Here is a 21,595-nt window from a genome sequence, read left to right on the forward strand (position 1 = left end):
CGCCTAAGTTTCAGTCTTACGCGAAGGTTTTCGCGAACTTGTCGAGGAACGCTTTAAGCTTCGTTTCGCTGTCGTTAGACAGAACCTTCTCGGTGCGGATCGCATCGAGGATGTCAGCACCGGCGGAACGAATGTCCGACAGGAACTGGTCTTCGAAAGCGCGAACCTTGTTTACCGCAACACCGTCGAGGTAACCTTTAACACCTGCATAGATCACAACGACCTGCTCTTCGACTTTAAGCGGCGAATACTGCGGCTGTTTGAGCAGCTCGGTCAGTCGTGCGCCACGGGCCAGAAGTTTCTGGGTTGCTGGATCAAGATCCGATGCGAACTGTGCGAATGCTTCCATCTCACGATACTGAGCGAGTTCCAGCTTGATCGAGCCGGCAACCTGCTTCATCGCTTTGATCTGTGCGGACGAACCAACACGCGAAACCGACAGACCAACGTTCACAGCCGGGCGTACGCCTTTGTAGAACAGGTCGGTTTCAAGGAAGATCTGACCGTCGGTGATCGAAATCACGTTGGTCGGAATAAACGCGGAAACGTCGTTACCCTGGGTTTCAATAACCGGAAGTGCGGTCAGCGAGCCAGCGCCGTTTTCGTCATTCATTTTCGCAGCACGTTCGAGCAAACGCGAGTGCAGATAGAAAACGTCACCCGGGAATGCTTCACGCCCTGGAGGACGGCGAAGCAGAAGGGACATCTGACGATATGCAACTGCCTGTTTGGACAGATCATCGTAGAAGATCGTTGCGTGCATGCCGTTATCACGGAAATACTCGCCCATTGCGCAAGCAACAAACGGTGCAAGGAACTGCATCGGTGCCGGATCGGAAGCGGTTGCGGCAACGACGATGGTGTTTTCCATCGCGCCACGTTCTTCGAGAACCTTAACAACCTGTGCAACGGTCGAACGTTTCTGACCAACTGCAACATAGATGCAGAACATCTTGTCGCTGTCGGTTTTCGCAGCATCGTTCACCGGCTTCTGGTTCAGAATGGTGTCGATGATGATTGCGGTTTTACCGGTCTGACGGTCACCAATGATCAGCTCACGCTGGCCACGGCCGATCGGGATCAGGGAGTCAATTGACTTGATACCGGTCTGAACTGGTTCGTGAACCGATTTACGCGGAATGATGCCCGGTGCTTTGACGTCGGCAAGGCGACGTTCTTTGGTACCAAGATCACCTTTACCGTCGATCGGATTACCCAGTGCGTCAACGACGCGGCCGAGAAGTTCTTTACCAACCGGAACGTCAACGATGGCGCCAGTACGTTTAACCTGGTCACCTTCTTTGATCGAACGGTCAGAACCGAAGATCACGACACCAACGTTGTCTTCTTCGAGGTTAAGGGCCATGCCCTTAATGCCACCCGGGAAGTCAACGAGTTCACCAGCCTGAACATTGTCCAGACCATAAACACGGGCAATACCGTCACCGACGGACAAAACTTGTCCAACTTCGGCAACTTCGGCTTCAGCGCCAAAATTAGCGATCTGATCCTTGAGAATAGCGGAGATTTCCGCAGCGCGGATTTCCATCACGCAACCCCTTTCATAGCGAGCTCGAGCTTCTGCAACTTAGTACGAAGCGAGGCATCAAAAACCCGGGAGCCGACTTGGACGACAAGGCCGCCAAGAACCGCCGGATCAATTTTAAGGTCCACTTTTACAGTGGCGCCGACAACGTCTTTAAGAGCGTCGGTAACGGCTTCGATTTGCTCTTTCTTCAGCTCGGCTGCCGAGGTCACCTGAGCGGTCACTTCGCCATTATGAGCTGAGAGCATGGAAAGGTAGGAACTAATAACACCCGGCAGGACAAACAAACGACGCTTCTGACACAGAAGCCCAACTGTCTTCTTGGTCAACTCGGAAATACCAAGTTTATCCAGAAGAGCAGCCATCGCATTGGCCTGCACATCCCGGGAAATCACGGGACTGCGGAGTACATTCCGGAGGTCATCGCTGGTTGCAATGGCCTGGTCGAGCAAGACAAGATCACTTTTGACAGCATCAAGCTGCTTAGCCGATTTGGCCAAGTCAAATAGTGCTGTGGCATAGCGCCCTTGGAGCCCGGTCGCGGCAGTATTTTGGGACACCGGTGAAAGCCCTCAATTCTGGTTATGAGAACGACTCGGATACGTATAAAAAAATGATCTCCCGAAAGGGTCTCCTTCCGGGAAGCGAGCGTTTGGTATCACATGTCCTGAGCATGGGCAACCCCCGCGCAAGCGCATTTGGACGCTCTTTTTCATTCTGTGGCAAAGAAGGGCTTAAACTGCACCAATTCACCTGTTTTTCGCGGGGTTCTACAACTATTTAATAATAAGCTGTTTCGCGCAAGACGCGGATTCTTGCCGCGACCAAATCGCGTTTAAGGTGCGATTCTCCAGACATTCTGATCTGCCAGCCCTGCGCCCACCGCGATCAAGAATTAACATTGCCGTCAAAAAGTGTAATCGACTTCACATTTTTGCAGGCAAACTGCCAATTTTACCGATCCAAACCATCCCTTGCATCAATCTGGCCATCCCGAAAGACCTTCGCGTTCATTCAGATCGCGATAGGACGGTCTTTCGCACACGTGATCGATATATTTGCGCAGCACTGGCCGGGCCGTCGCGGCACATGTCATATGGCGCGACCAGCGCATCAACATGATGGCCAGCATATCAACGGTGCCAAATGTAGTACCCATCAGATATGGCTGGCCACCGCGAAGTCGTTTTTCGAAATCATCCCAGGTCGCACTGATGCGCTTTTCTGCAAGTGCCTTTACCGCAGCGGCCCCACCTGGGTCGCCATCCTTGGCGGCATAAAGCCAATCGCGCATCGCAGGCATCAGAGTATTGGCAATATAAAGTGTCAATTGCAGCCATTCGGCCCGCTGCGCTGTATTGGGTTCTGGCAACAGGTTTGATCCGGGGTGACGATCGGCCAGCATCATCATCAAGGCAACGGATTCGCCATATGGCACATCATCGACCACAAGGGTCGGCACCCGTCCGGACGGGTTCAAACGTAAATAGTCCTGATTGCGCTGTTGGTTGTTATCAATATCGACCAGCACCGTCTTAAACGGAACGTCTAGTTCGATCAGCATCCAGTGCACGGCCATGCTCGCAGCACCCGGCGCATAAAAAAGGGTGTAACTCATCATGTCTTTCCGAAAACAGATGTATGGATTATCGACCTGATCAAATATGCGATCCGGTGCCATCGCCTTTTGAGGACCAGTTGCGCGACCGGTTGATGGCCATTTTCGCACGGACTTCTTTATCCAGCTCCAGACCGAACTGATCAACCAACCGATACAGCAAGATCATGACGTCAGCAGCTTCTTTGCCGATCTCTGTAACATCATGCGCATCAATGGCTTCGCCAAGCTCATCCATTTCAAGCATGGCACGTGTCAAAAGCGCCTTGGGATCCTGCACCGGACCAAACGTCTTTTCCGCCCAATCACACATCGTGCGCTGCGTTTCCGGTTCAGAATTATTAATTTCGCAACTCTTTTCCAATTTTAATCCTTATATAGAGTTAGGGTCAGGACCCATTAGTTTGTTTGAAATGGTCAATCAGATTTGTGCGGATAGGCGAAGCGAAACAGCAGGAAGATATTTATCTTTCAATGTTTTGCGACAAAGTAGCCCGTGCAAATCCGATTGATCCGAAGGACAGTCGTTATATTTGCGAACTCCCACGTCAAATCCCTTGTGCGGGATACCAACCCGCCCTGCGGGCTTTTCCTTGTATTTCGCAAATATAATGACTGCCATTACAATCAAACTAATGGGTCCTGACCCTAGGATAGCAAACGACACCGCCGCCTAAAGTTTAAGGACAGCAGGGATGAGTTTAAGCGCAATCACAGCAAACGGGTGGAACTTCTTTCGCCTTATGACCTGTGCCTGCGCCACATTGTGCGTTCTTATCGTATCATCGCAAACGATCCTTGCCCGAACGCTGGTTATCGAAGGACTTTCCGAACCGCCGCTAAAATGGCTTTCACAGGATATCCCGCGCGGCATTGATATCGATATCATGACCGAAGTTCTCGATGAAATGGGCATCACCGATTTCACATTTCATTTTGTCGATAGCGGCCGCAGGCTTTTGCACAATGCCGAAAACGGCTTTTCCGACATCACACTGACACTTTCGCTTAATGATGAGCGCAGCAAGTATCTGCTATATCCAAACGAAGCACATTTGCTTCTTGATTGGCGGTTTGCCGTCCGCGCCGAAGACGCCAATCGCATCCGTTTTAGCGAACTTGGTGATCTGGAAGGATTTCGGATCGGGGCCGCAGCGGGCTATTCCTATACAAAAGCATTTTGGGATTCCGGGCTGGATATCGAAGCCGTCGCCCGTAATGACCTTTTAATCCCGATGCTTCTTGAAGAACGCTTTGACATCGTCCCGGTCAATTACCTAAGCACGGCATTTGAAACCATCCAGTCGGGCCTGCGGCAAAAGATCGCATTCCTGTATCCACCTTTGCGCAGGGCGGCATATTACAACCCGTTTTCCAAGGCATCCGATTATCCGGGCAAGGAACGCTTTATCGCACGTTACGACCGCATCATCCGCGACATGCGAAAAGACGGCCGGTTGCTTGCGATTTTTGAACGGTATCTTGGCCCGGACGGTGTTGATTGGTGGGAGTCTCAATATGCGCAATAGACCACACACTGAAGCATCTGCAGATTACATAAAGCTGTAGGGATCAATATCGACCTGCACGCGGACACTGCCCGGTGTTTTGACCTTCGACAGCCATTCGTGAATCAAGGCCTGCATCTTGACCGATTTATCCGCCCGGATCAGGAAACGGCGGCGATACCGCCCACGCAGTAGTGATAATGGTGCGGGGGCAGGCCCCAAAACCATCAATCCATCGCCACGCGGGGCCGCGCGACCAATCCGCCATGCGGCTTCATCAACTTCATTTTCTTTTTTGCCACTAATGATCAGGGCGGCCAACCGACCATGCGGCGGCATGCCATGTGTCATGCGCTGGGATAGCTCAACCTCGTTAAAGGCATTACGATCCCCTGCGGCAATTGCCATGATCACGCGGTTGGCCGGATCAGCCGTTTGCAACATCACAGTCCCCGGTCGGTCTCCACGCCCGGCACGCCCTGCAACCTGTGTCAGAAGCTGATAGCTTCGTTCCGCGGCCCGCAAATCCCCGCCCGCCAATCCAAGATCGGCATCGACAACCCCGACAAGGGTCAGCATCGGAAAGTGATAGCCCTTGGCAAGAATCTGCGTTCCAATCAAAAGGTCCACTTCCTGATTGTGAACCCGTTTAACCAGCTCTGTCGCGGCTTTGGGCCCCATAATGTTGTCAGATGTCGCGACCTCGATCCGGATATTGGGGAATGTTTCGACCGCCTCTTCAAACAATCGTTCCACCCCCGGACCACAGGGGGCTAACTTGCCCTCTGCCCCACAGGCCGGGCAGGTATCAGGGGCTTTTGCCTGATATCCGCAATGGTGGCATTGCAGTTTCCCCCATGCGCGATGCTCGACCAGCCATGCCGTGCAGTTCGGGCACTGGAACCGATGCCCACAGGCCCGACACAGGGTCAGCGGCGCATAGCCACGGCGGTTCAAAAACAGCATCGCCTGTTCGCCATTGGCAAATGTTTCAATCAACCGCTTTTTGAGCGTTGGCGTAATCCAGCGATTCCGTTCTGGTTTGTCCTTGCGAATATCAATGATCTCGACACTGGGCAGAACCGCAGCCCCATGGCGATTACCAAGTTCAACCCGGTGATATCGACCGGCTTCGACATTGGCCATGGTTTCAAGCGACGGGGTTGCCGATGCCAGAACCACCGGAATATTGCCCAGATGCGCGCGCGTTACCGCCATATCACGCGCATGGTAAATCACACCGTCTTCTTGCTTGAAGGCGTGTTCATGTTCTTCATCGACCACGATCAGGCCAAGATTCTGGAACGGCAAAAACAGGGCTGATCGCGCACCGACAACAAGATGGGCCGAGCCATCCGCAACAGAGCGCCATGTATCACGCCGTCGCGCCTGCCCCACTTCGGAATGCCAAAGTGCCGGATTTACGCCAAATCGATCGCGAAACCGCTGCAACCATTGCGCGGATAACGCAATTTCAGGCAGCAAAACCACCACTTGTTTGCCTTGCGCCAAGGCCGCGCGGACCGGTTCAAAATATACTTCGGTTTTACCCGATCCGGTGATGCCATCCAGAAGCGTGCAGGAAAAACCATCTTCCTCGACACGTTGACACAGCGCGTCGGCAGCTTCGGTTTGTTCATCGGACAAATCAGGCCGGGCAATATCAAGATCCGGCAATTCAAACGGTGACGGGGGTGCCACCATCAAACGTTGCACGGCACCGGCTTCAACCAGCCCCTTGACCACACTGGCCCCGGCACCGGTTTCACGCAGGATATCGCCTTGTTCCATCGACGGGTGATCGGCCAGAAACGCCATGACGCGTTTGCGCGGCGGGGTCATACGCAAACTTGATGCATCAAAATCACGGTTGAGCGTAAATCGAAAAATGGGTTTTGGCTGTTCCAGGGCATCCGGGACGCTCATTGCCATGCGCAAAACTGCCCCTTGCGGCGCCATGGTATAGGCCGAAACCCAATCAATGAATTTGCGGGTCACTGCGGGCATCGGTTCGGCGGGCAGAACACCATAAATCTCGCGCAGCTTGGACGACTCGACATCGCCCTTGGCATCGCCCCAGACAACGCCACGCTGGGTTTGCCGCCCTAACGGGATTTCGACAAAGTCACCGGGTGCAACAGACATACCTTCGGGCACAAGATAGTCATACGGCCCAGCCAGCGGCAGTGGCGGCAGCACAGAAATGGTCTGTGCAGTTACCTGAAAGGCCGGATCATCAGCAAACAGATTTCCAGATGTGGCCTTTGCCGCGCTCATATATTATAAACCCCGTCGGAATGCCTGTTGGGCCGGTCGAACAAACATCTTCGACGACCCACGGCATATTAGAAAACGGTCCCACAGCTTGGATCAGGAACCGTCCATTGGATGGAGCCGGACCCTAGCAGCTAACCGCATCATCGAACAATGATCTTCAAACGACGATCTTCAAAAGGTCCGAATAGGAAATCCAATGAAGTTTTTCATCGATACCGCTGACATCGAAGCAATCCGCGAACTGGCCATGTCCGGCCTCGTAGACGGTGTCACCACCAATCCGTCGCTGGTAGCAAAGTCTGGCCGACCGTTTCTCGAACTGATCAAGGAAATTTGTGACGTCGTCGACGGACCGGTCAGCGCAGAAGTTGCTGCGACCGATTACGACACCATGGTCGCCGAAGGCCGTAAACTGGCAAAAATCGCCGACAATGTCGTCGTTAAGCTGCCACTTACCGCGGACGGCCTTAAAGCTTGCCGCACCTTCACCGACGAAGGTATTCAGACCAACGTTACACTTTGCTTCTCGGTTGGTCAGGCCATCCTTGCTGCCAAAGCCGGTGCAACTTATGTTTCGCCGTTCGTTGGCCGTCTGGATGACATTTCGTCTGATGGCATGCAGCTGATTGCTGACATCGTTGACGTTTATGGCAACTACCCGAACTGGACCACCGAAGTCCTTGTGGCTTCCGCACGTGGCCCGCAGCATGTTGTCGATTCGGCCCGTCTTGGTGCCGATGTCGTCACCATCCCGCCGCAGGTTCTGGGTCAGTTGACCAAACACCCGCTCACCGACAAAGGTCTTGAGACCTTCCTCGCTGATTGGGAAAAAACCGGCCAGTCGATTCTGTAATATCGGCGCTGTTATCTGGCATTATTGCCTGATCAACAGATAAAAACCGACCTTGCTGCGGTTTTTAACATGCATTTAACCCGGCTGCCCGCATTGTGGCAGCCGGGTTTTTTATTTCTCATTTTTCAAGCCGGAACCGATGGAAAAGACAGCTTTGCGCGCCGACGATGTGGCCGACTACCTTGCCGAACATCCTGAATTTTTCACCTCGCGCGCTGATTTGCTCGAAAGTCTTGAGCTGCCGGTACGCGAAATGGGCGATGGCGTTGCCGATATGCAACAATATGTCGTCACCCGCCTGCGTGATGAACGTGAAAAGCTGCGCGGTGCAACCAGCGAGCTTATCAATATCTCCAAATCCAATCTCGAAACCCAAAGCCGCATTCACCGTGCGGTTCTGGCATTGCTGAATGCCCGCGGATTTGAAACCTTTGTCGAAGCACTACAGGATCTCGTACCCGAACTGCTCGATCTTGATGCCATCGCCATTTGTTTTGAAGAATGCGACGAAGCACCGGTACCAAGCTGTGACGGGCGTGTAAGACGCCTTGTTGTCGGGGCGGTTGATCAGGTTCTTGGTGAAGAACAGGATGTCTGGCTTTTGCCAGATGATGCTGGCGATGAAGCAATATTTGGCCCCAAAGCCTCGGAAATCCGATCGGCTGCCATTGTCCGTCTTGCCCCGTTTTATGGCGACCCGGTCGGGCTTGTTGCCTTTGGCGTCAAGGAACCGGGATATTTCAGCCCGGCACAAGCCAATGACCTGATCATGTTTTTGGCGTCTGTGATTGAATTTGGTGTGCGTCGATGGCTGACTCAAACAGTCTGATCGCGATCAATCTTCCATCTGATATGCGCGAAGCCATTGCCGATTGGCGGACATGGCTTCGCGATGAACGCCGCGCCTCCAACCACACCACCGAAAACTATCTGGCAGATCTTTATGCCTTTCTTGGTTTTATCGGTGGGCATCTTGGTGATGTGCCGACCCTCAAAGATCTGCTGCGCTTAAACCCGCGTGATTTTCGAAGCTGGCTGGCCCGGCGCAGCATGGATGGCATGGCCAAAACATCAACCGCCCGCGCCCTTTCATCCTTGCGCAATTTCTATCGATTTCTGGAACGATCCGGCCGCGGACAGAATGCTGCCGTACAGTCGATCCGCAATCCACGACTGCCCCAAACCACGCCAAAACCATTGGCCCCTGTTGATGCCATGGCAGTTCTTGAAAATGCCGGTGCATGGCAGGATGAACCGTGGCTGGCCAAACGAAATCTTGCTCTTTTCACCCTGCTATATGGCTGTGGCCTTCGTATTTCCGAGGCGTTGGACCTTAACGCCAATCAACGGCCAACCGGCGATTCGATGGTTATCACCGGTAAAGGCAACAAACAGCGTCTTGTCCCGGTTCTTCCCATCGTGCGTGAAGCGATAGAAGATTACGTCCGCACCTGCCCCTTTGCCCCGAACGGCGATGATGCCCTGTTTCTTGGCGCACGTGGCAACCGGCTTGTTGCCCAGGTCGCCCAACGCGAAATGCGCAAGGTCCGCGAACTTTTAAACCTTCCTGAAACCGCAACGCCGCACGCATTACGCCATTCCTTTGCCACCCATCTTCTTGCCGGAGGTGGAGATTTGCGCACCATTCAGGATTTGCTGGGTCACGCGTCGCTTTCAACCACCCAGCGCTATACCGCCGTTGATACCGAACAGCTCATGGCGGTCTATAATGGCACCCATCCGCGTGCGCGGCGATGACCGCAAAAGCGATGCCATAATCATTTTGCAAAATTTCGGTTTCTCCGGGTTGCACTTCCCCCTTACACTGCGCGCAAACAATTGATCCGCCCGGAGGAAAATCATGATTCTGCGATCGAGTGGCCCGTCCCCGTTTGGCCGAAAAGTTAAAATCGTTGCTAAAATGCTTGGCATTTACGATCAGCTGACCGTTGAAATGTCCAACACCAACGACCCCGAAGACAGCCTGCGCATCCAGAACCCGTTGGGGAAAATCCCGATCCTGATTTTGGACGGGGATCGCAAGATTTTTGATAGCCGGGTGATTTGTGAATATCTCGACGCGCAAGTCGATGGCATCAGCCTGCATCCAACCGAAGGCGACGCCCGCTGGGAAGCACTCACCCTTCAGGCACTCGGCGATGGCATCGTCGATGCATCGATCCTTCAGGTCTATGAAGTGCGTATGCGTCCGGAAGAAAAACGCCATGCCGATTGGATGAGCTATCAGTCAGACAAGGTCAAACGGGCCCTGGATCAGATCAGCGTCACCCCGCCATCGCTTGATGGTGATCTTACCATCGGTCACGTCGCGATTGCCTGTGCACTTGGATATCTTGATCTGCGCTTTGACGGTGCATGGCGCGCAACCTATCCGACATTGGTGGCCTGGCTTGATGCGTTCCGCGCCCGCGTTCCGGCGTTTGATGCGACAAAATTTGAAGGCTAAGCCTTGTTACGCCCTGTGCAGGGTCTACTTGCACAGGGCGTAAACCTATCTAGAACATACATTTATAATATTAATATAACTCGGAGCTTCACCTGATATGTCACGCCTGAACAGCGTTATTCGCCGCCTGCAAGCGCAACGCGATTGCCTGAATGCGGCCGCAGAAATGATCAAAGATCAGGATGGCATCGTGCTTGAAGTTGGCTTGGGCAATGGTCGCACATTCGATCATTTGCGCGAAATCATGCCCGACCGGGAAATTTACGTTTTTGATCGTCAGATCGCCGCCCACCCGAAATGCATTCCCGATGATGATCATTTGTTCCTTGGCGATATTTTCGAAACGCTGCCAATGGCGGTTGAACGGTTCAAGGGCAAAGTCGCACTGGTGCATTCCGATGTCGGTACAGGTGACGAGGCCTTAAATGCCAAAATTGCTTCCTTTATCGGCGCGACCCTGCCAACCGCCCTTATGACAGGTGCGATTGTCGCATCCGATCAGAAAATTGACGTGCCCAACACGATTGAAGAACCCCTGCCCGAAGGTGTTCCGAAAGATCGCTATTTCTTCCGGCGCTATCAGGGGTAATATCCCGATCTTAAGGTTCCCCGCCGATCAAGGCGGGACTAATACGATAAAACACCATCAGGATGCCATCTTGTGACCATCGCAAACGCCCCATCGCCAAGCACCAGCCAACTTTCCGAAGCGCAGGATTTCCTTGCGAAATATCCGGATGTTGAAGCCATTGATATCATCCTCACCGATTTTCATGGCATTGGCCGGGGCAAGACGATCCGTCGTCACGAACTGGAAAGCATCTATAAATCCGGACGCGGCCTGCCAAGCTCGATCTTTGGTCAGGATGTCAGCGGTGAGGATGTCGATGATTGCGGGCTGGTTCAGACCGGCGGGGGTGGTGATTGCCGGTGCTGGCCGGTTCCAGGAACATTGGGATATTTGCCCCATACCGGACGCGGGCAGCTTCTGATCAGCATGTATGAAGATGACGGATCGCCCCATGACGTTGATCCGCGCAATGTCTTTGCCGCACAGGTCAAACGTGCCCAGAAACTTGGCTATCACCCGATGGGCGCGTTCGAGCTGGAATTTTATCTGGTGGATCGCAAGGCCGATTCTGGCGGGCTGTATCACCCGGCATCCTATGCCATGACCAAACGCCGCAGCACACTGCGCAACACCATGTCAGTCGACGAGATTGACGAAATGTCGCCGCTGTTTGATGCGGTGTACGAAGGGGCCAAGCATCTTGACCTCACACTTGAAACCCTGATTTCGGAATATGGTCCGGGTCAGTATGAAATGACCATCCGCTATCGCGATCTGATGCGCGCTGCGGACGACGTGATCATTGCCAAACGCCTGATTCGCACCTGCGCCCGGCGCTTCGGGATGGAAGCAGTGTTTATGCCCAAACCGTTTGGCAACGAAGCCGGATCAGGCATGCATCTTCATCTGTCACTGGCCGATAAAAACGGCAACAACCTGTTTGCCGATCTGGCCGATGGTTCATTAAGTCCGCTCATGCTTCATGCCATTGGCGGCATTCGCGGCACCATTGGCGAAACCATGCTTCTTCTGGCCCCGTTCATGAATTCATGGCGCCGGTTTGCATCGGCGATGTATTCACCTGCCTCTGATGACTGGGGCGTTGAAAACCGCACCGTGGCATTACGGGTTCCGGGCACACCGGGCAAAACCCGCCATTTCGAACATCGCATTGCCGGGGTTGATGCCAACCCGTATCTGGTCGCGGCTGTCACGCTGGGTGCTGCCCTTGACGGGATTGAAGGCAAAATTGATCCGGGCAAGCCCTGCGATGATGAAATCGGTCAGGACAAAGCCCCCAATGACCTGCCGCGTCATTGGCTGGACGCGATTGACCAATTTGGCGGGTCTGATTTTAACAAACGCACCCTTGGCCCAAGATTCCATACCGCCTTTACCAAGATCAAGCAGGCGGAATATGAACAGATGGCGCTGAAAGTTTCAGCCGCAGAATGGGAATATTACGGATTTTCGGTCTAACCTCTGTTCCCAAAAGAACAAATCTGTCCGCATTCGCATTTGCGTGCCTTTAGGAAGCCATCGTCAGTAGCTCAAGTTCAGACCGAGCATGCTGCTAATGGTATAGGCGATCAGCCCTACCCCCACCAGCGCCACAACGAAGAGTGCGGTGATCTTGGCGCTTGCGCGCAGAACCGCTTCCCTTCCTTTCTTCTCCCCTTGGTCGTAATGCCACTTGATGGCGAAGAACATCGCGGTCAGCAGTGCGACAACTTTAAACGTACCGAAGACGATCGGGACCCAATCCATATTCAAGACTCTCATTTACGTCAGCTATGTGAGTTATGAATTCATCTTGGGCGAACATGTACCTCTCATTCTGCAACGCTGACATGTAACGGCAGAACGCGATTGATCCGTTCCGGGTGTCTGATGTCAACCAACGCGCACTCGTCCCACGATTCCACACTGCTTTCACTACGATCAAGCAGGCAGAACATGAACAGATGACGCTGAGGGCTTCAGGTGCTGAATGGGAATATTACGGATAATCGGTGTGATCCGTTTTCCGGTCAGGATGGCCTGACCGGGAACAGATCGAGACACCATCAGGCATCAAAAGACGCGTTTGGCGCGATTATTTGATTTTCGCGCCGAGAATGCGACTTTCGGGCGGGCATCAATCATTTTCTGATCGCGCAGATAGGCGACTTCAAGATCGCGGGGATCAACGCTGACCACGCGGCCATCGACCGGAAGGTCAGAATTGGTATTCAGATGCATCTGTGTCGAAACCCATTGCCATGTCGGATAGGTAACACTTTCATCCTGCGTTTCTTCCGTGGTGACCTTATAGGAACCGGCTGGCAAAACTTCGGCATAGCCGCGCATGCTAAAAGGTCTTACAAAATTCAGAATCTTCGATGTGGTACGGTTTGTCAAAAAGAGCTCCTGGCGCGCGAACGCACGTTGGTTCGAAAGGACATGCGGGACGATTCCCGTCGCCTAACAATCAGATATCATTTTAGGCACGTGATTTATCGCGGGTCGCCATCGGGACTTAAAACACCCCCATCGACACCGCGTTGATCAAAATAAAATTCAAAACAGAAAGCGATATATTTGCGATACTCTAAAAATATATCCAGTTTTTACTATATGAATATTTCTTCGAAATTTGCAATCATCTTCTTTTTTATTTCGCCTTTTCAAATAAAACGCCGCCCTATTTTTTAGATCTCCGGCATCGACAACCCATTTTTCTTGGTAAATCAAGAACAGGGTTTAGGGCGGAAGCCGGGCCAAACGCCATCCTGACTTAAACAATCGCCATCAAGCACCCCTATTCCTTGCCTTCCCGGCCCAATGGCGATATTCAGGTTTCAAACTGTCATTAACTTGCAATGCCGGGCCCCACTGCTTATCTCCGGCTTGCAACAGGCGAGATGAGACGACGCCATGAACGAGATGATCACCATTGCCGAGGCATCAGCCGACGCAATGTCAGAAATGCAGATTGATCCGACTTTGGATCTTGAGGCGGAAATTGCCCGTCTTAAGAAAGAAAAGAACGCGATCATTCTGGCCCATTACTATCAGGATGGGGAAATTCAGGATCTTGCCGACTTTGTCGGTGACAGCCTTGATTTGTCCCGCAAAGCCGCCGAAACCGATGCCGATGTCATCGTATTTTGTGGCGTGCGCTTTATGGCTGAAGTTGCCAAAATCCTCAGCCCCGATAAAACCGTTCTGCTGCCGGATTCCAAAGCGGGTTGCTCGCTCGAAGATTCGTGCCAGCCAGAACCGTTCCGCAAGTTCCGCGCCGAACATCCAGATCACGTGTCGATCACCTATATCAACTGCTCCGCAGAGGTGAAGGCCGCATCCGATATTATCGTGACCTCGTCCAACGCGGCCGAGATCATTGATCAAATCCCGTTGGACAAACCGATCCTGTGGGCGCCTGATCGCCATCTTGGTTCCTACCTTGCCAAGAAAACCGGTCGGGACATGACGCTTTGGAACGGGTCATGCATCGTGCATGAACAGTTTTCCGAACGCGAACTGATCCGTCTGCAAACGCAAAATCCGGATGCCAAGGTCGCAGCACACCCGGAATGCCATGAAGGCATTCTGAAACATGCCGATCATATCGGGTCGACCCGCGCCATTCTGGAATATGTGATTAACGGCCCGGATCAGAAATATCTGATCGCGACTGAACCGCACATCATCCACCAGATGGAAAAAGCCGCCCCGCATAAGGAATTCATTCCGGTTCCGGGTGCTGACGGTTCCTGTGCGTGCAACAACTGCCCGTTCATGGAGCTTAATACGCTCGAAAAGCTGTATCTGTGTCTGGTCAATAACGGCCCGCAGATTGTCATGCCGGAAGACCTTCGCGTGGCAGCGGTCGCTCCGCTTGAACGTATGCTCGAAATGTCAAAACACATTCCGGTCAAAAAAGACGACGCGGCTTAGGCCAAATCAACTCACAGCCCCGCAAAACTTGCGGGGCTGTTTCCGTATCCCCATCAGCATTCAAAGCGCCAATCCAAAATGACCGTCCTGACCCAAGCTGAAATTTCGGAATTCATCGACCGCGCCTTTGCCGAGGATATCGGGACTGGCGACATCACATCGGACAATGTCATTCCCGCCGACGCGCGCCTGCGCGTCGCCCTTGAAACCCGCGAAGATATCGTGGTGGCTGGCCTTGATATTGCGCTTGATTGCTTCCGCAAGCTGGTTCCTGACGCCAAAATCGAAAAGCTTTGTGAAGACGGTGACGCGGTATCGGCCAAGGATGTTCTCGCCGTGGTCGAGGGCAATGCACGCGGCATTCTGACCGCCGAACGCACCGCGCTTAATACCCTGCAGCATCTTTCAGGGATCGCCACCACCACGCGCACCTATGTGAGCGCCATGGGCGAAACATCGGCAAAGCTGCTTGATACCCGTAAAACTTTGCCGGGTTGGCGCAAACTTGAAAAATACGCAACCCGTATGGGCGGCGCACAAAACCACCGCATGGGGCTTTATGACGGGGTGATGATCAAGGACAACCATATCGGTGTTGTCGGATCGATCACGAAATGCGTCGAAGCTGCCCGTGCGGCCAATCTTCCGAAAATCGAAGTTGAATGCGATACCCTTGATCAGGTGGCTGAGGCCACAGATGCGGGTGCTGATATCATCCTGCTTGATAACATGAACCCGGATGTACTGCGCAAGGCTGTTGCAATTGTAGGTGGTCGCTGTAAGACTGAGGCATCGGGCGGTGTGAACCTTCAAACCATTGGAGCCATTGCCGCCACCGGTGTCGATTACGTTTCAGTCGGGCGGATTACGCAATCAGCCCCGGCCGTTGATATCGGGCTTGATGTTGCGATCCTGTAAGGCCGCATGCGAAATCAGGAAAACCAGATAGAACCCGCCATCACCAAGGTGGTTGAAACCGCCAACTGGATATTGCGGGACGGTGCAAAAATCCTGTCTGTGCGCAGCCACGGGCGGGACCGGTTTTATCTGCCCGGTGGCAAGATTAATCCGGGCGAAACCGCACGCGATGCCATCCAGCGTGAAATCAGCGAAGAACTTGGCGTCAACCTGATCCCCGGCACAATTCGCACCCTCGGTACCTTTGCCGGACAGGGGCATCACCAGCCAGACGGCACGATTGTCCGCATGACCTGTTTCACCGCCTATTATACCGGCGAACTTGCGCCTTCTGGTGAAATTGCCGAACTCCGCTGGCTTACCCCGCGTGAGCGCGATCTGATGGCCCCGATGGGCCAAAAGATCACTGCTGCATTATTTGATATCTGATGCGACACGCTCTCGCCTAGCGCGGCGCATCCCCATCAGAATCACCACCGGGATCGGGAATAGAACGCCCTGCCGCATCCCCATCGCGCGACACATCCTTTGCTGCGGATGGCGGGGTCGGTTTCTTTTCTGCCCCTTCGCCAATGTCATCCGCATCATCTGACGCCGACGGATCAGGTTCATCATGCTTTTGCGCATCGCGCGCAGGCTGCCTGCGCCCCTGTCCTGCTTCACGAATTGCATCGGTCAGCTTATCGATGTCGCGCAGATTAAGATCACGCTGCGGGAACGGAACTTCGACCCCGTCATCGCGGAAACGCTGTACCAATTCAAAGCGGATTGAACTTGCAACCGCCAGGACATCTGCAATATCGCGCAGGAAATACCGCAATTCAAAATCAAGCGAACTGGCCCCGAAATCCATAAACACCACCTGGGGTGCCGGGTAACTCAGGATTTCGCGGCGTTTATCGGCCATTTCAAGCAGGATTTCGCGGACCTTTTCGACATCTGATCCATAAGATACGCCAATCTTGATGATGCCACGCCCTGAACGCTCCTTAAGCGTCCAGTTCAGAACCCGGTTGGAAATCAGTTCGGAGTTCGGGATCACAATCGACGATCGATCAAATGTTTCAATCTCGGTTGCGCGCACCCGGATGTCTTTAACGAACCCCTGATCGGCCCCGACCACAATCCAGTCACCAACCTTGATCGGACGTTCGACCAGCAAGATCAGGCCGGAGACAAAGTTATTCACAATACTTTGCATGCCAAAACCGATACCGACCGAAATGGCACCGGCAATGATCGCAAGGTTGGACAAATCCATACCGGCGGCGGAAATTGCCATCAGGACCGCAAGACAAATTCCGGCATAACCAAAGATTGCCGAAACAGAATGCTGTAATCCCTGATCAAGTTTGGTGTTGGGCAAAACCCGCGTTGAAAGCATCCGCTGGAAGAACCGCATCAGGCCCAGCACAATGACAAACATCACGACAGCAAGAAGGATCGCACGCAACGAGAAATGAATGCCGCCAACCTGAATTCCGATGAAGGCCTGTTCGCCTGCACTGAGCAAATCAACCCATGCAATATCGGTAAAGACCATGACCGCAGCAGGGATCGCGATGATGACCATCACGACATCAATCGTTACCCGTAACCAGAAATACAATGTGCCGTGCACCGTATCGGGCGTGCTGTCATCTTTGGGTTCATCGGGCTGCACCAGATAGGTGTGCATCAGGGCCCGGAAAAACCCGCGCAACAGCCAGTAACAGGTCAGGAACGCCGCCGCCATGATCAGGTTTTCAAGAATAAACCGCGCCAGTGCGACATAGCCCAGGACCATCAGAACCGGCAAAATAATCGCAACAGCCTTAAGCCCCCGACGACTGCGGCGTTCCAGTTTGGCCCAAAATTCGTGCCGCACCCGTTCCCCATGGACCCAAAACACACCAAGCGAGCAGACATAAAGCAGGATCGAAATAACAAGGACATTGGTGATGCTTTGAATCAACGCAACATTCAGCGAGGTCCCAAGCGTGGTTGCCCCCTGCAGCAAGATCATATCGACAGCAAAAATCAGGGCGACGGCAAGCGATGCGATACCAACAACCCGTGCACCACGTGTCGTGGTCCCGGATCGGCGCAAAGTCGGGGCAAATGGTGAATGAACACTGCGGACCGACGCACCCACAAACAACAAGAACAATGCCGCTGCAAAACATTGATGAATAAAGTCGCCCATACTGCCCTTAAGCAGCTCTTCCTGTGAGTCGAGCATGCTGTAGGCAATCAGAAGCGCAATGCCGGGCACCAATGCCGTAAAGACAAACCGGGTTCCCGAAATCAACGCAATCCGGTCTTCTTTTGGCATGACCTTCCAGCGGGCGGGGATGTATCGCAGAACGACGACCTCGCCACCAACCAAAGCCGCCAACACGACCATCGCCAAAAACACCAATCCCGGTGCGATTTCGTTCAGCTCATCAGCAATAACGCCTTGGACTTCCAGATTGGAATAACGGGCCTGAACCATGCTTGGAACGGCAAGGATTTCACTTCCGGCCTCAACCCAAATGCGAGGATCAAGCGGCACATCAACCCGACCAAGGATGCGTCGCGTAAAACGTTCGCGCGCCAAACTGGCCAGTCGATCCGAGATTTCAGCAGCCCGGAAATCAACCAGTTCAATCTGTTTGATCAGCCCGCTTACTTTTGCAATATCCTGATTAAGCCGTTCGCGTTCACGGGCAACGGCGGGAACTTCGTCCTGCCCTTCCGCAGGCGGTTCACCAAGTTTGCTTTTGGCGGCGTTTAATCGTTTCAGACGATCTGATGCCAAATTACGCAAGGCAGATGTCGCAACAGCCATTTGCTCGGTCGTTCTACGACCGTCCGATATCACACGGCCAAGAATTTCGCTGTTGCCCAACGCATCTTCAAGTTCACCAAGCTGCGCATCCCATTCAGCGATACGCGCCTGGGCATTGTCGAGTTCAACCTTTTGAACTGCCTCTTGCCCCGGCCCCATATCGCCGCCAGACGTAGCATTCTGTGCCTGAAGATCTGTTGCCATTGCCATCGCAAAAATGCAAATGGCGAACCCGGCACATAAACGACGCATTGAACTCATGCTTGAAATTCCACCATGATCCTCAAAAGAACGGTATTTGACCGTTTTTCCCGATTTGTAAACAGGTTACACTGAAGCCCATAACGAATCACGTAACGTTTCGTTCCCGGCAAGACACGACCCTCCATCCGTTTCTGTGCGTACCACAGTAAAAAGGGAACCAAAGATGACGACATCGGGTCTGATCAACGCATTCGACATCGCGCCAGACAGCTCAGCACAGCCAATTGCCTGGGACAAAATTGCAACCCAGTTACCTGCGCTTGATAGCGGACATTATCTTTGGGTTCATCTCGACTGGATGGCCGACGGCGTTCATTCCTGGCTGACCGATATTGCCGGCATCGACCCGACCATCGCCAACAGTTTGGCAACCCGTGGCACGCGCCCGTCTGTCTTCTTCTATGATCATGGTTTTTCCATGAACCTTCGCGGGGTTAACCTGAACGCAGAAAATGACCCTGCGGATATGATTTCTGTGCGTTTCTGGCTTTCAGAAAACATCATTATCACGCTGCGCAATCAGTCGTTGAAGGCTTTTGACGACATTCGAAGCGCCATTGCCGCAAACGCAGCCCCCAAAAGCCCCGACGATTTTGTTCTGACCGTTGCCGAAAGGTTGGCCTATCGGGTTGAAAATGTCGTCCACGACCTTGAAGAAGACGTCGAAGCCCTTGAAGACGATCAGGTCGCCATGACCGAAGGCAAAACGCTGCCCTTGCGCATGCGCGGATCCGATATCCGCAATCAACTGTCACGCCTAAGACGCCATCTTGCGCCACAGCGCGACGCACTTGGTTTATTTGTCGACCAAAAACCCAGTTGGTCGGATAAACGGTTTAAACGGCGCGCCCGTGCGCTGGCCGATAAAACGATCCGCCAAGTCGAAGAGTTTGATTCTTTGCGTGAACGTCTTCAAATCGTGAATGAAAACCTGATGGCGCTTGAAACCGAACGCATGAACCGAACCATGTATTGGTTGACCGTCATTGCCGGGCTGTTCCTGCCGATCAGTTTCGTGACCGGCCTTTTGGGGATCAATGTCGGCGGCATTCCTGCAGCGGATAGCCCGTGGGGATTTGTCGGGGTTGCGATCATACTGGCCGCAATCGTCGCATTTGAAGTCTGGCTATTTAAGAAAATGCGCCTGATCTGAATACGCCACTTTCGCCATTCACGAGCGAGAAGACGGAACTGCAATGCAAAGCCCCTTATTGCAATGCAGTGCATCTTGGCGCTATGACATTGCCAACGCCCCCATTTCTTTCACTGCATTCGAGATATGTTGATGACCGACGGCCCGCTTTCACGTTATCGCGCGAAAATCACCTCTGGTGAGCTGTCCCACGATCCGATGCAGGAACTTTGTGCTGAAAAACTGCAAAGTCTTAGAAATGCGCTGACCCATTATGAACCCGCAACCGGCACGGGTGGCTGGCGCGAACGGTTTGGGCTGACCCGCCGTCGCGACGAACCAACCCCGCCATCGGGGCTTTATATTTATGGTGAGGTCGGGCGTGGCAAATCGATGCTGATGGATTTGTTTTATGAAACCATCGACATTGAAAAAAAGCGTCGGGTTCATTTCCATGACTTTATGCAGGATGTGCATGAACGCATGCACCGTTATCGCCAGACCAAGAAAAAAGACCATGCCGATCCGATCCCGCCCATCGCACGCGATCTAGCCGATGACGCATGGCTTTTGTGCTTTGATGAAATGCAGGTCACCGACATTACCGATGCCATGATCCTTGGACGATTGTTTGAACAGTTGTTCGATCATGGTGTGGTGATTGTCACCACCTCAAACCGCATGCCTGACGATCTTTATAAAGACGGATTGCAGCGCCAGAACTTTTTGCCCTTCATCGATATGATCAAGCACAAACTTGATGTTCTCGAACTGGCCAGTCAGACCGACTATCGCATGCGTAACCTGACCGCGGCGGACGTGTTTGTGTATCCGATCACGCAAAAGGAAGCTGCGGGCAAAATCGATGACATGTTCAAAACCGTGACCGAAGGCGCGCGCGTCGTCGCCGATAGCCTGACGGTCAAAGGCCGCAAGATCGAAATTTCTGCCGTCGGTGCAGGTGTCGCCAAATTCAGTTTTGAAGAGCTTTGCACCCGCCCGCTTGGGCCGGGCGATTATATTGCACTTGCCACCCACTTCCATACGATCGTCATTGATTTCATCCCCAAACTTCCTGATGCACGTCGCGATTGGGCGAAACGGTTCGGGACCCTGATCGATGCGATGTATGAACATAAAACCAAACTGATTTGTGCCATCGAATGCGACCCGACCGACATTTACACCGACGGCGACTATTCATTCGAATTCCAGCGCACGGTGTCGCGGATGACGGAAATGCGCAGTCAGGAATATCTTGATATGACGCATCTGACCTGATGGTCTGAGCGACCAATTGGGGGATTTGCCCCACCTGCGGCTATACCAGAAGCCCTCTGAATCCCCCTGATGGACCGGCTTTAAAACGACTCCACCCATCAGAGCTTAAAACCATCGCAATAATTCACCGTATGGGCGCGTATCGCCGGGCGATTCTTGCGTGAGCCATGTCACAAACGCATCTTCGCGCAAAATTCATCACATTAGAGATTTTTCGAATAGGCACGCCCTGCATGGCAGATAGCAGTTTGGCGCAATGCTCTGGCTGTTTCGCGGTGCTTTCAGGCCCGAATACGCAGCAAACACGCAGACTGCCTTTCCTTTAAGCAGGCCGCAACCGTAAACAGGCTTTGGTTTTGCTGCGCATTCGCCCATCTTCGCATCTGCAACATGAATGGTTTTTGAGCTT

20 protein-coding genes are annotated in these 21,595 nt (G+C 53.2%); 12 read left to right on the forward strand and 8 right to left on the reverse strand.

All coding sequences use genetic code 11. From position 1 onward, the window contains the following. Positions 1–16: 16 nt before the first annotated feature. The 4 genes from atpA to RIC05_RS13470 all read right to left on the reverse strand — a co-directional run bounded on the left by atpA (position 17) and on the right by RIC05_RS13470 (position 3,477). Positions 17–1,549 carry a F0F1 ATP synthase subunit alpha gene (gene atpA, locus RIC05_RS13455; protein WP_350042650.1) on the reverse strand — a complete coding sequence of 511 codons (1,533 nt, stop codon included), beginning with the start codon at positions 1,547–1,549 and terminating at the stop codon, positions 17–19. After that, entirely contained in the window at positions 1,549–2,106 is a 558-nt protein-coding gene (locus RIC05_RS13460; RefSeq protein ID WP_350042651.1) for a F0F1 ATP synthase subunit delta, read from the reverse strand. Before RIC05_RS13460 ends, atpA begins: the two co-directional genes overlap by 1 nt. 419 nt (positions 2,107–2,525) lie before the next feature. Further along, positions 2,526–3,164: a glutathione S-transferase family protein gene (locus tag RIC05_RS13465; protein ID WP_350048191.1), complete on the reverse strand. Its 639-nt coding sequence runs from the start codon at positions 3,162–3,164 to the stop codon at positions 2,526–2,528. A 40-nt stretch (positions 3,165–3,204) separates the two neighbouring features. Next, positions 3,205–3,477, reverse strand: coding sequence for a dATP/dGTP pyrophosphohydrolase domain-containing protein (locus tag RIC05_RS13470; protein WP_350048189.1), 273 nt, complete (start codon positions 3,475–3,477; stop codon positions 3,205–3,207). Between the two features lie 382 nt (positions 3,478–3,859). Here RIC05_RS13470 and RIC05_RS13475 point away from each other — a divergent pair, with 382 nt between their 5' ends. Beyond that, a complete protein-coding gene (locus RIC05_RS13475; RefSeq protein WP_350042654.1) occupies positions 3,860–4,693 on the forward strand; it encodes a substrate-binding periplasmic protein in 834 nt (277 codons plus the stop codon). A 24-nt stretch (positions 4,694–4,717) separates the two neighbouring features. On the opposite strand, the gene RIC05_RS13480 is transcribed toward RIC05_RS13475, so the two are convergent. After that, on the reverse strand, positions 4,718–6,949 hold the full coding sequence (locus RIC05_RS13480) for a primosomal protein N' (RefSeq protein WP_350048187.1): 2,232 nt from the start codon (positions 6,947–6,949) through the stop codon (positions 4,718–4,720). 196 nt (positions 6,950–7,145) lie between these two features. On the opposite strand from RIC05_RS13480, the gene fsa reads away from it, so the two are divergent. From fsa to RIC05_RS13510, 6 genes are all read left to right on the forward strand, one after another. Then, positions 7,146–7,802: a fructose-6-phosphate aldolase gene (fsa, locus tag RIC05_RS13485; RefSeq protein WP_350042656.1), complete on the forward strand. Its 657-nt coding sequence runs from the start codon at positions 7,146–7,148 to the stop codon at positions 7,800–7,802. Positions 7,803–7,941: 139 nt separating this feature from the next. Beyond that, positions 7,942–8,631, forward strand: a complete 690-nt coding sequence (locus RIC05_RS13490; protein ID WP_350042657.1) for a DUF484 family protein — start codon at positions 7,942–7,944, stop codon at positions 8,629–8,631. Beyond that, the gene (locus RIC05_RS13495; RefSeq protein WP_350048185.1) at positions 8,610–9,560 is read left to right on the forward strand and encodes a tyrosine recombinase XerC; all 951 of its coding nucleotides are present in this window, start codon (positions 8,610–8,612) and stop codon (positions 9,558–9,560) included. Before RIC05_RS13490 ends, RIC05_RS13495 begins: the two co-directional genes overlap by 22 nt. 103 nt (positions 9,561–9,663) lie before the next feature. Continuing rightward, positions 9,664–10,269 carry a glutathione S-transferase family protein gene (locus RIC05_RS13500; protein ID WP_350048183.1) on the forward strand — a complete coding sequence of 202 codons (606 nt, stop codon included), beginning with the start codon at positions 9,664–9,666 and terminating at the stop codon, positions 10,267–10,269. 97 nt (positions 10,270–10,366) lie between these two features. After that, positions 10,367–10,858 (forward strand): class I SAM-dependent methyltransferase, encoded by a 492-nt coding sequence (locus tag RIC05_RS13505; protein ID WP_350048181.1) that lies wholly within the window; start codon positions 10,367–10,369, stop codon positions 10,856–10,858. Positions 10,859–10,930: 72 nt separating this feature from the next. Further along, on the forward strand, positions 10,931–12,319 hold the full coding sequence (locus RIC05_RS13510) for a glutamine synthetase family protein (protein ID WP_350048179.1): 1,389 nt from the start codon (positions 10,931–10,933) through the stop codon (positions 12,317–12,319). A gap of 63 nt (positions 12,320–12,382) precedes the next feature. Here RIC05_RS13510 and RIC05_RS13515 read toward each other — a convergent pair whose 3' ends face one another. Both RIC05_RS13515 and RIC05_RS13520 read right to left on the reverse strand, forming a co-directional pair. Next, a complete protein-coding gene (locus RIC05_RS13515; RefSeq protein ID WP_350048177.1) occupies positions 12,383–12,607 on the reverse strand; it encodes a hypothetical protein in 225 nt (74 codons plus the stop codon). A gap of 306 nt (positions 12,608–12,913) precedes the next feature. Beyond that, the gene (locus RIC05_RS13520) at positions 12,914–13,189 is read right to left on the reverse strand and encodes a hypothetical protein (protein WP_350048175.1); all 276 of its coding nucleotides are present in this window, start codon (positions 13,187–13,189) and stop codon (positions 12,914–12,916) included. A gap of 567 nt (positions 13,190–13,756) precedes the next feature. On the opposite strand from RIC05_RS13520, the gene nadA reads away from it, so the two are divergent. The 3 genes from nadA to RIC05_RS13535 all read left to right on the forward strand — a co-directional run bounded on the left by nadA (position 13,757) and on the right by RIC05_RS13535 (position 16,126). Continuing rightward, positions 13,757–14,779, forward strand: a complete 1,023-nt coding sequence (gene nadA / locus RIC05_RS13525) for a quinolinate synthase NadA (RefSeq protein WP_350048173.1) — start codon at positions 13,757–13,759, stop codon at positions 14,777–14,779. Between the two features lie 78 nt (positions 14,780–14,857). After that, positions 14,858–15,697: a carboxylating nicotinate-nucleotide diphosphorylase gene (nadC, locus tag RIC05_RS13530; protein WP_350048171.1), complete on the forward strand. Its 840-nt coding sequence runs from the start codon at positions 14,858–14,860 to the stop codon at positions 15,695–15,697. 6 nt (positions 15,698–15,703) lie between these two features. Beyond that, on the forward strand, positions 15,704–16,126 hold the full coding sequence (locus RIC05_RS13535) for an NUDIX hydrolase (protein WP_350048169.1): 423 nt from the start codon (positions 15,704–15,706) through the stop codon (positions 16,124–16,126). A gap of 16 nt (positions 16,127–16,142) precedes the next feature. Here the strand turns inward: RIC05_RS13535 and RIC05_RS13540 are convergent, their stop codons facing one another. Next, on the reverse strand, positions 16,143–18,770 hold the full coding sequence (locus RIC05_RS13540; protein ID WP_350048168.1) for a DUF3772 domain-containing protein: 2,628 nt from the start codon (positions 18,768–18,770) through the stop codon (positions 16,143–16,145). A gap of 166 nt (positions 18,771–18,936) precedes the next feature. Here RIC05_RS13540 and RIC05_RS13545 point away from each other — a divergent pair, with 166 nt between their 5' ends. Beyond that, positions 18,937–19,926, forward strand: coding sequence for a zinc transporter ZntB (locus tag RIC05_RS13545; RefSeq protein ID WP_350048166.1), 990 nt, complete (start codon positions 18,937–18,939; stop codon positions 19,924–19,926). Between the two features lie 132 nt (positions 19,927–20,058). Next, positions 20,059–21,186, forward strand: a complete 1,128-nt coding sequence (gene zapE, locus RIC05_RS13550; RefSeq protein WP_350048164.1) for a cell division protein ZapE — start codon at positions 20,059–20,061, stop codon at positions 21,184–21,186. The last annotated feature ends 409 nt before the right edge of the window (positions 21,187–21,595 follow it).

Origin of the sequence: Thalassospira sp., from assembly GCF_040218635.1 — a bacterium.
Taxonomy (GTDB): domain Bacteria; phylum Pseudomonadota; class Alphaproteobacteria; order Rhodospirillales; family Thalassospiraceae; genus Thalassospira.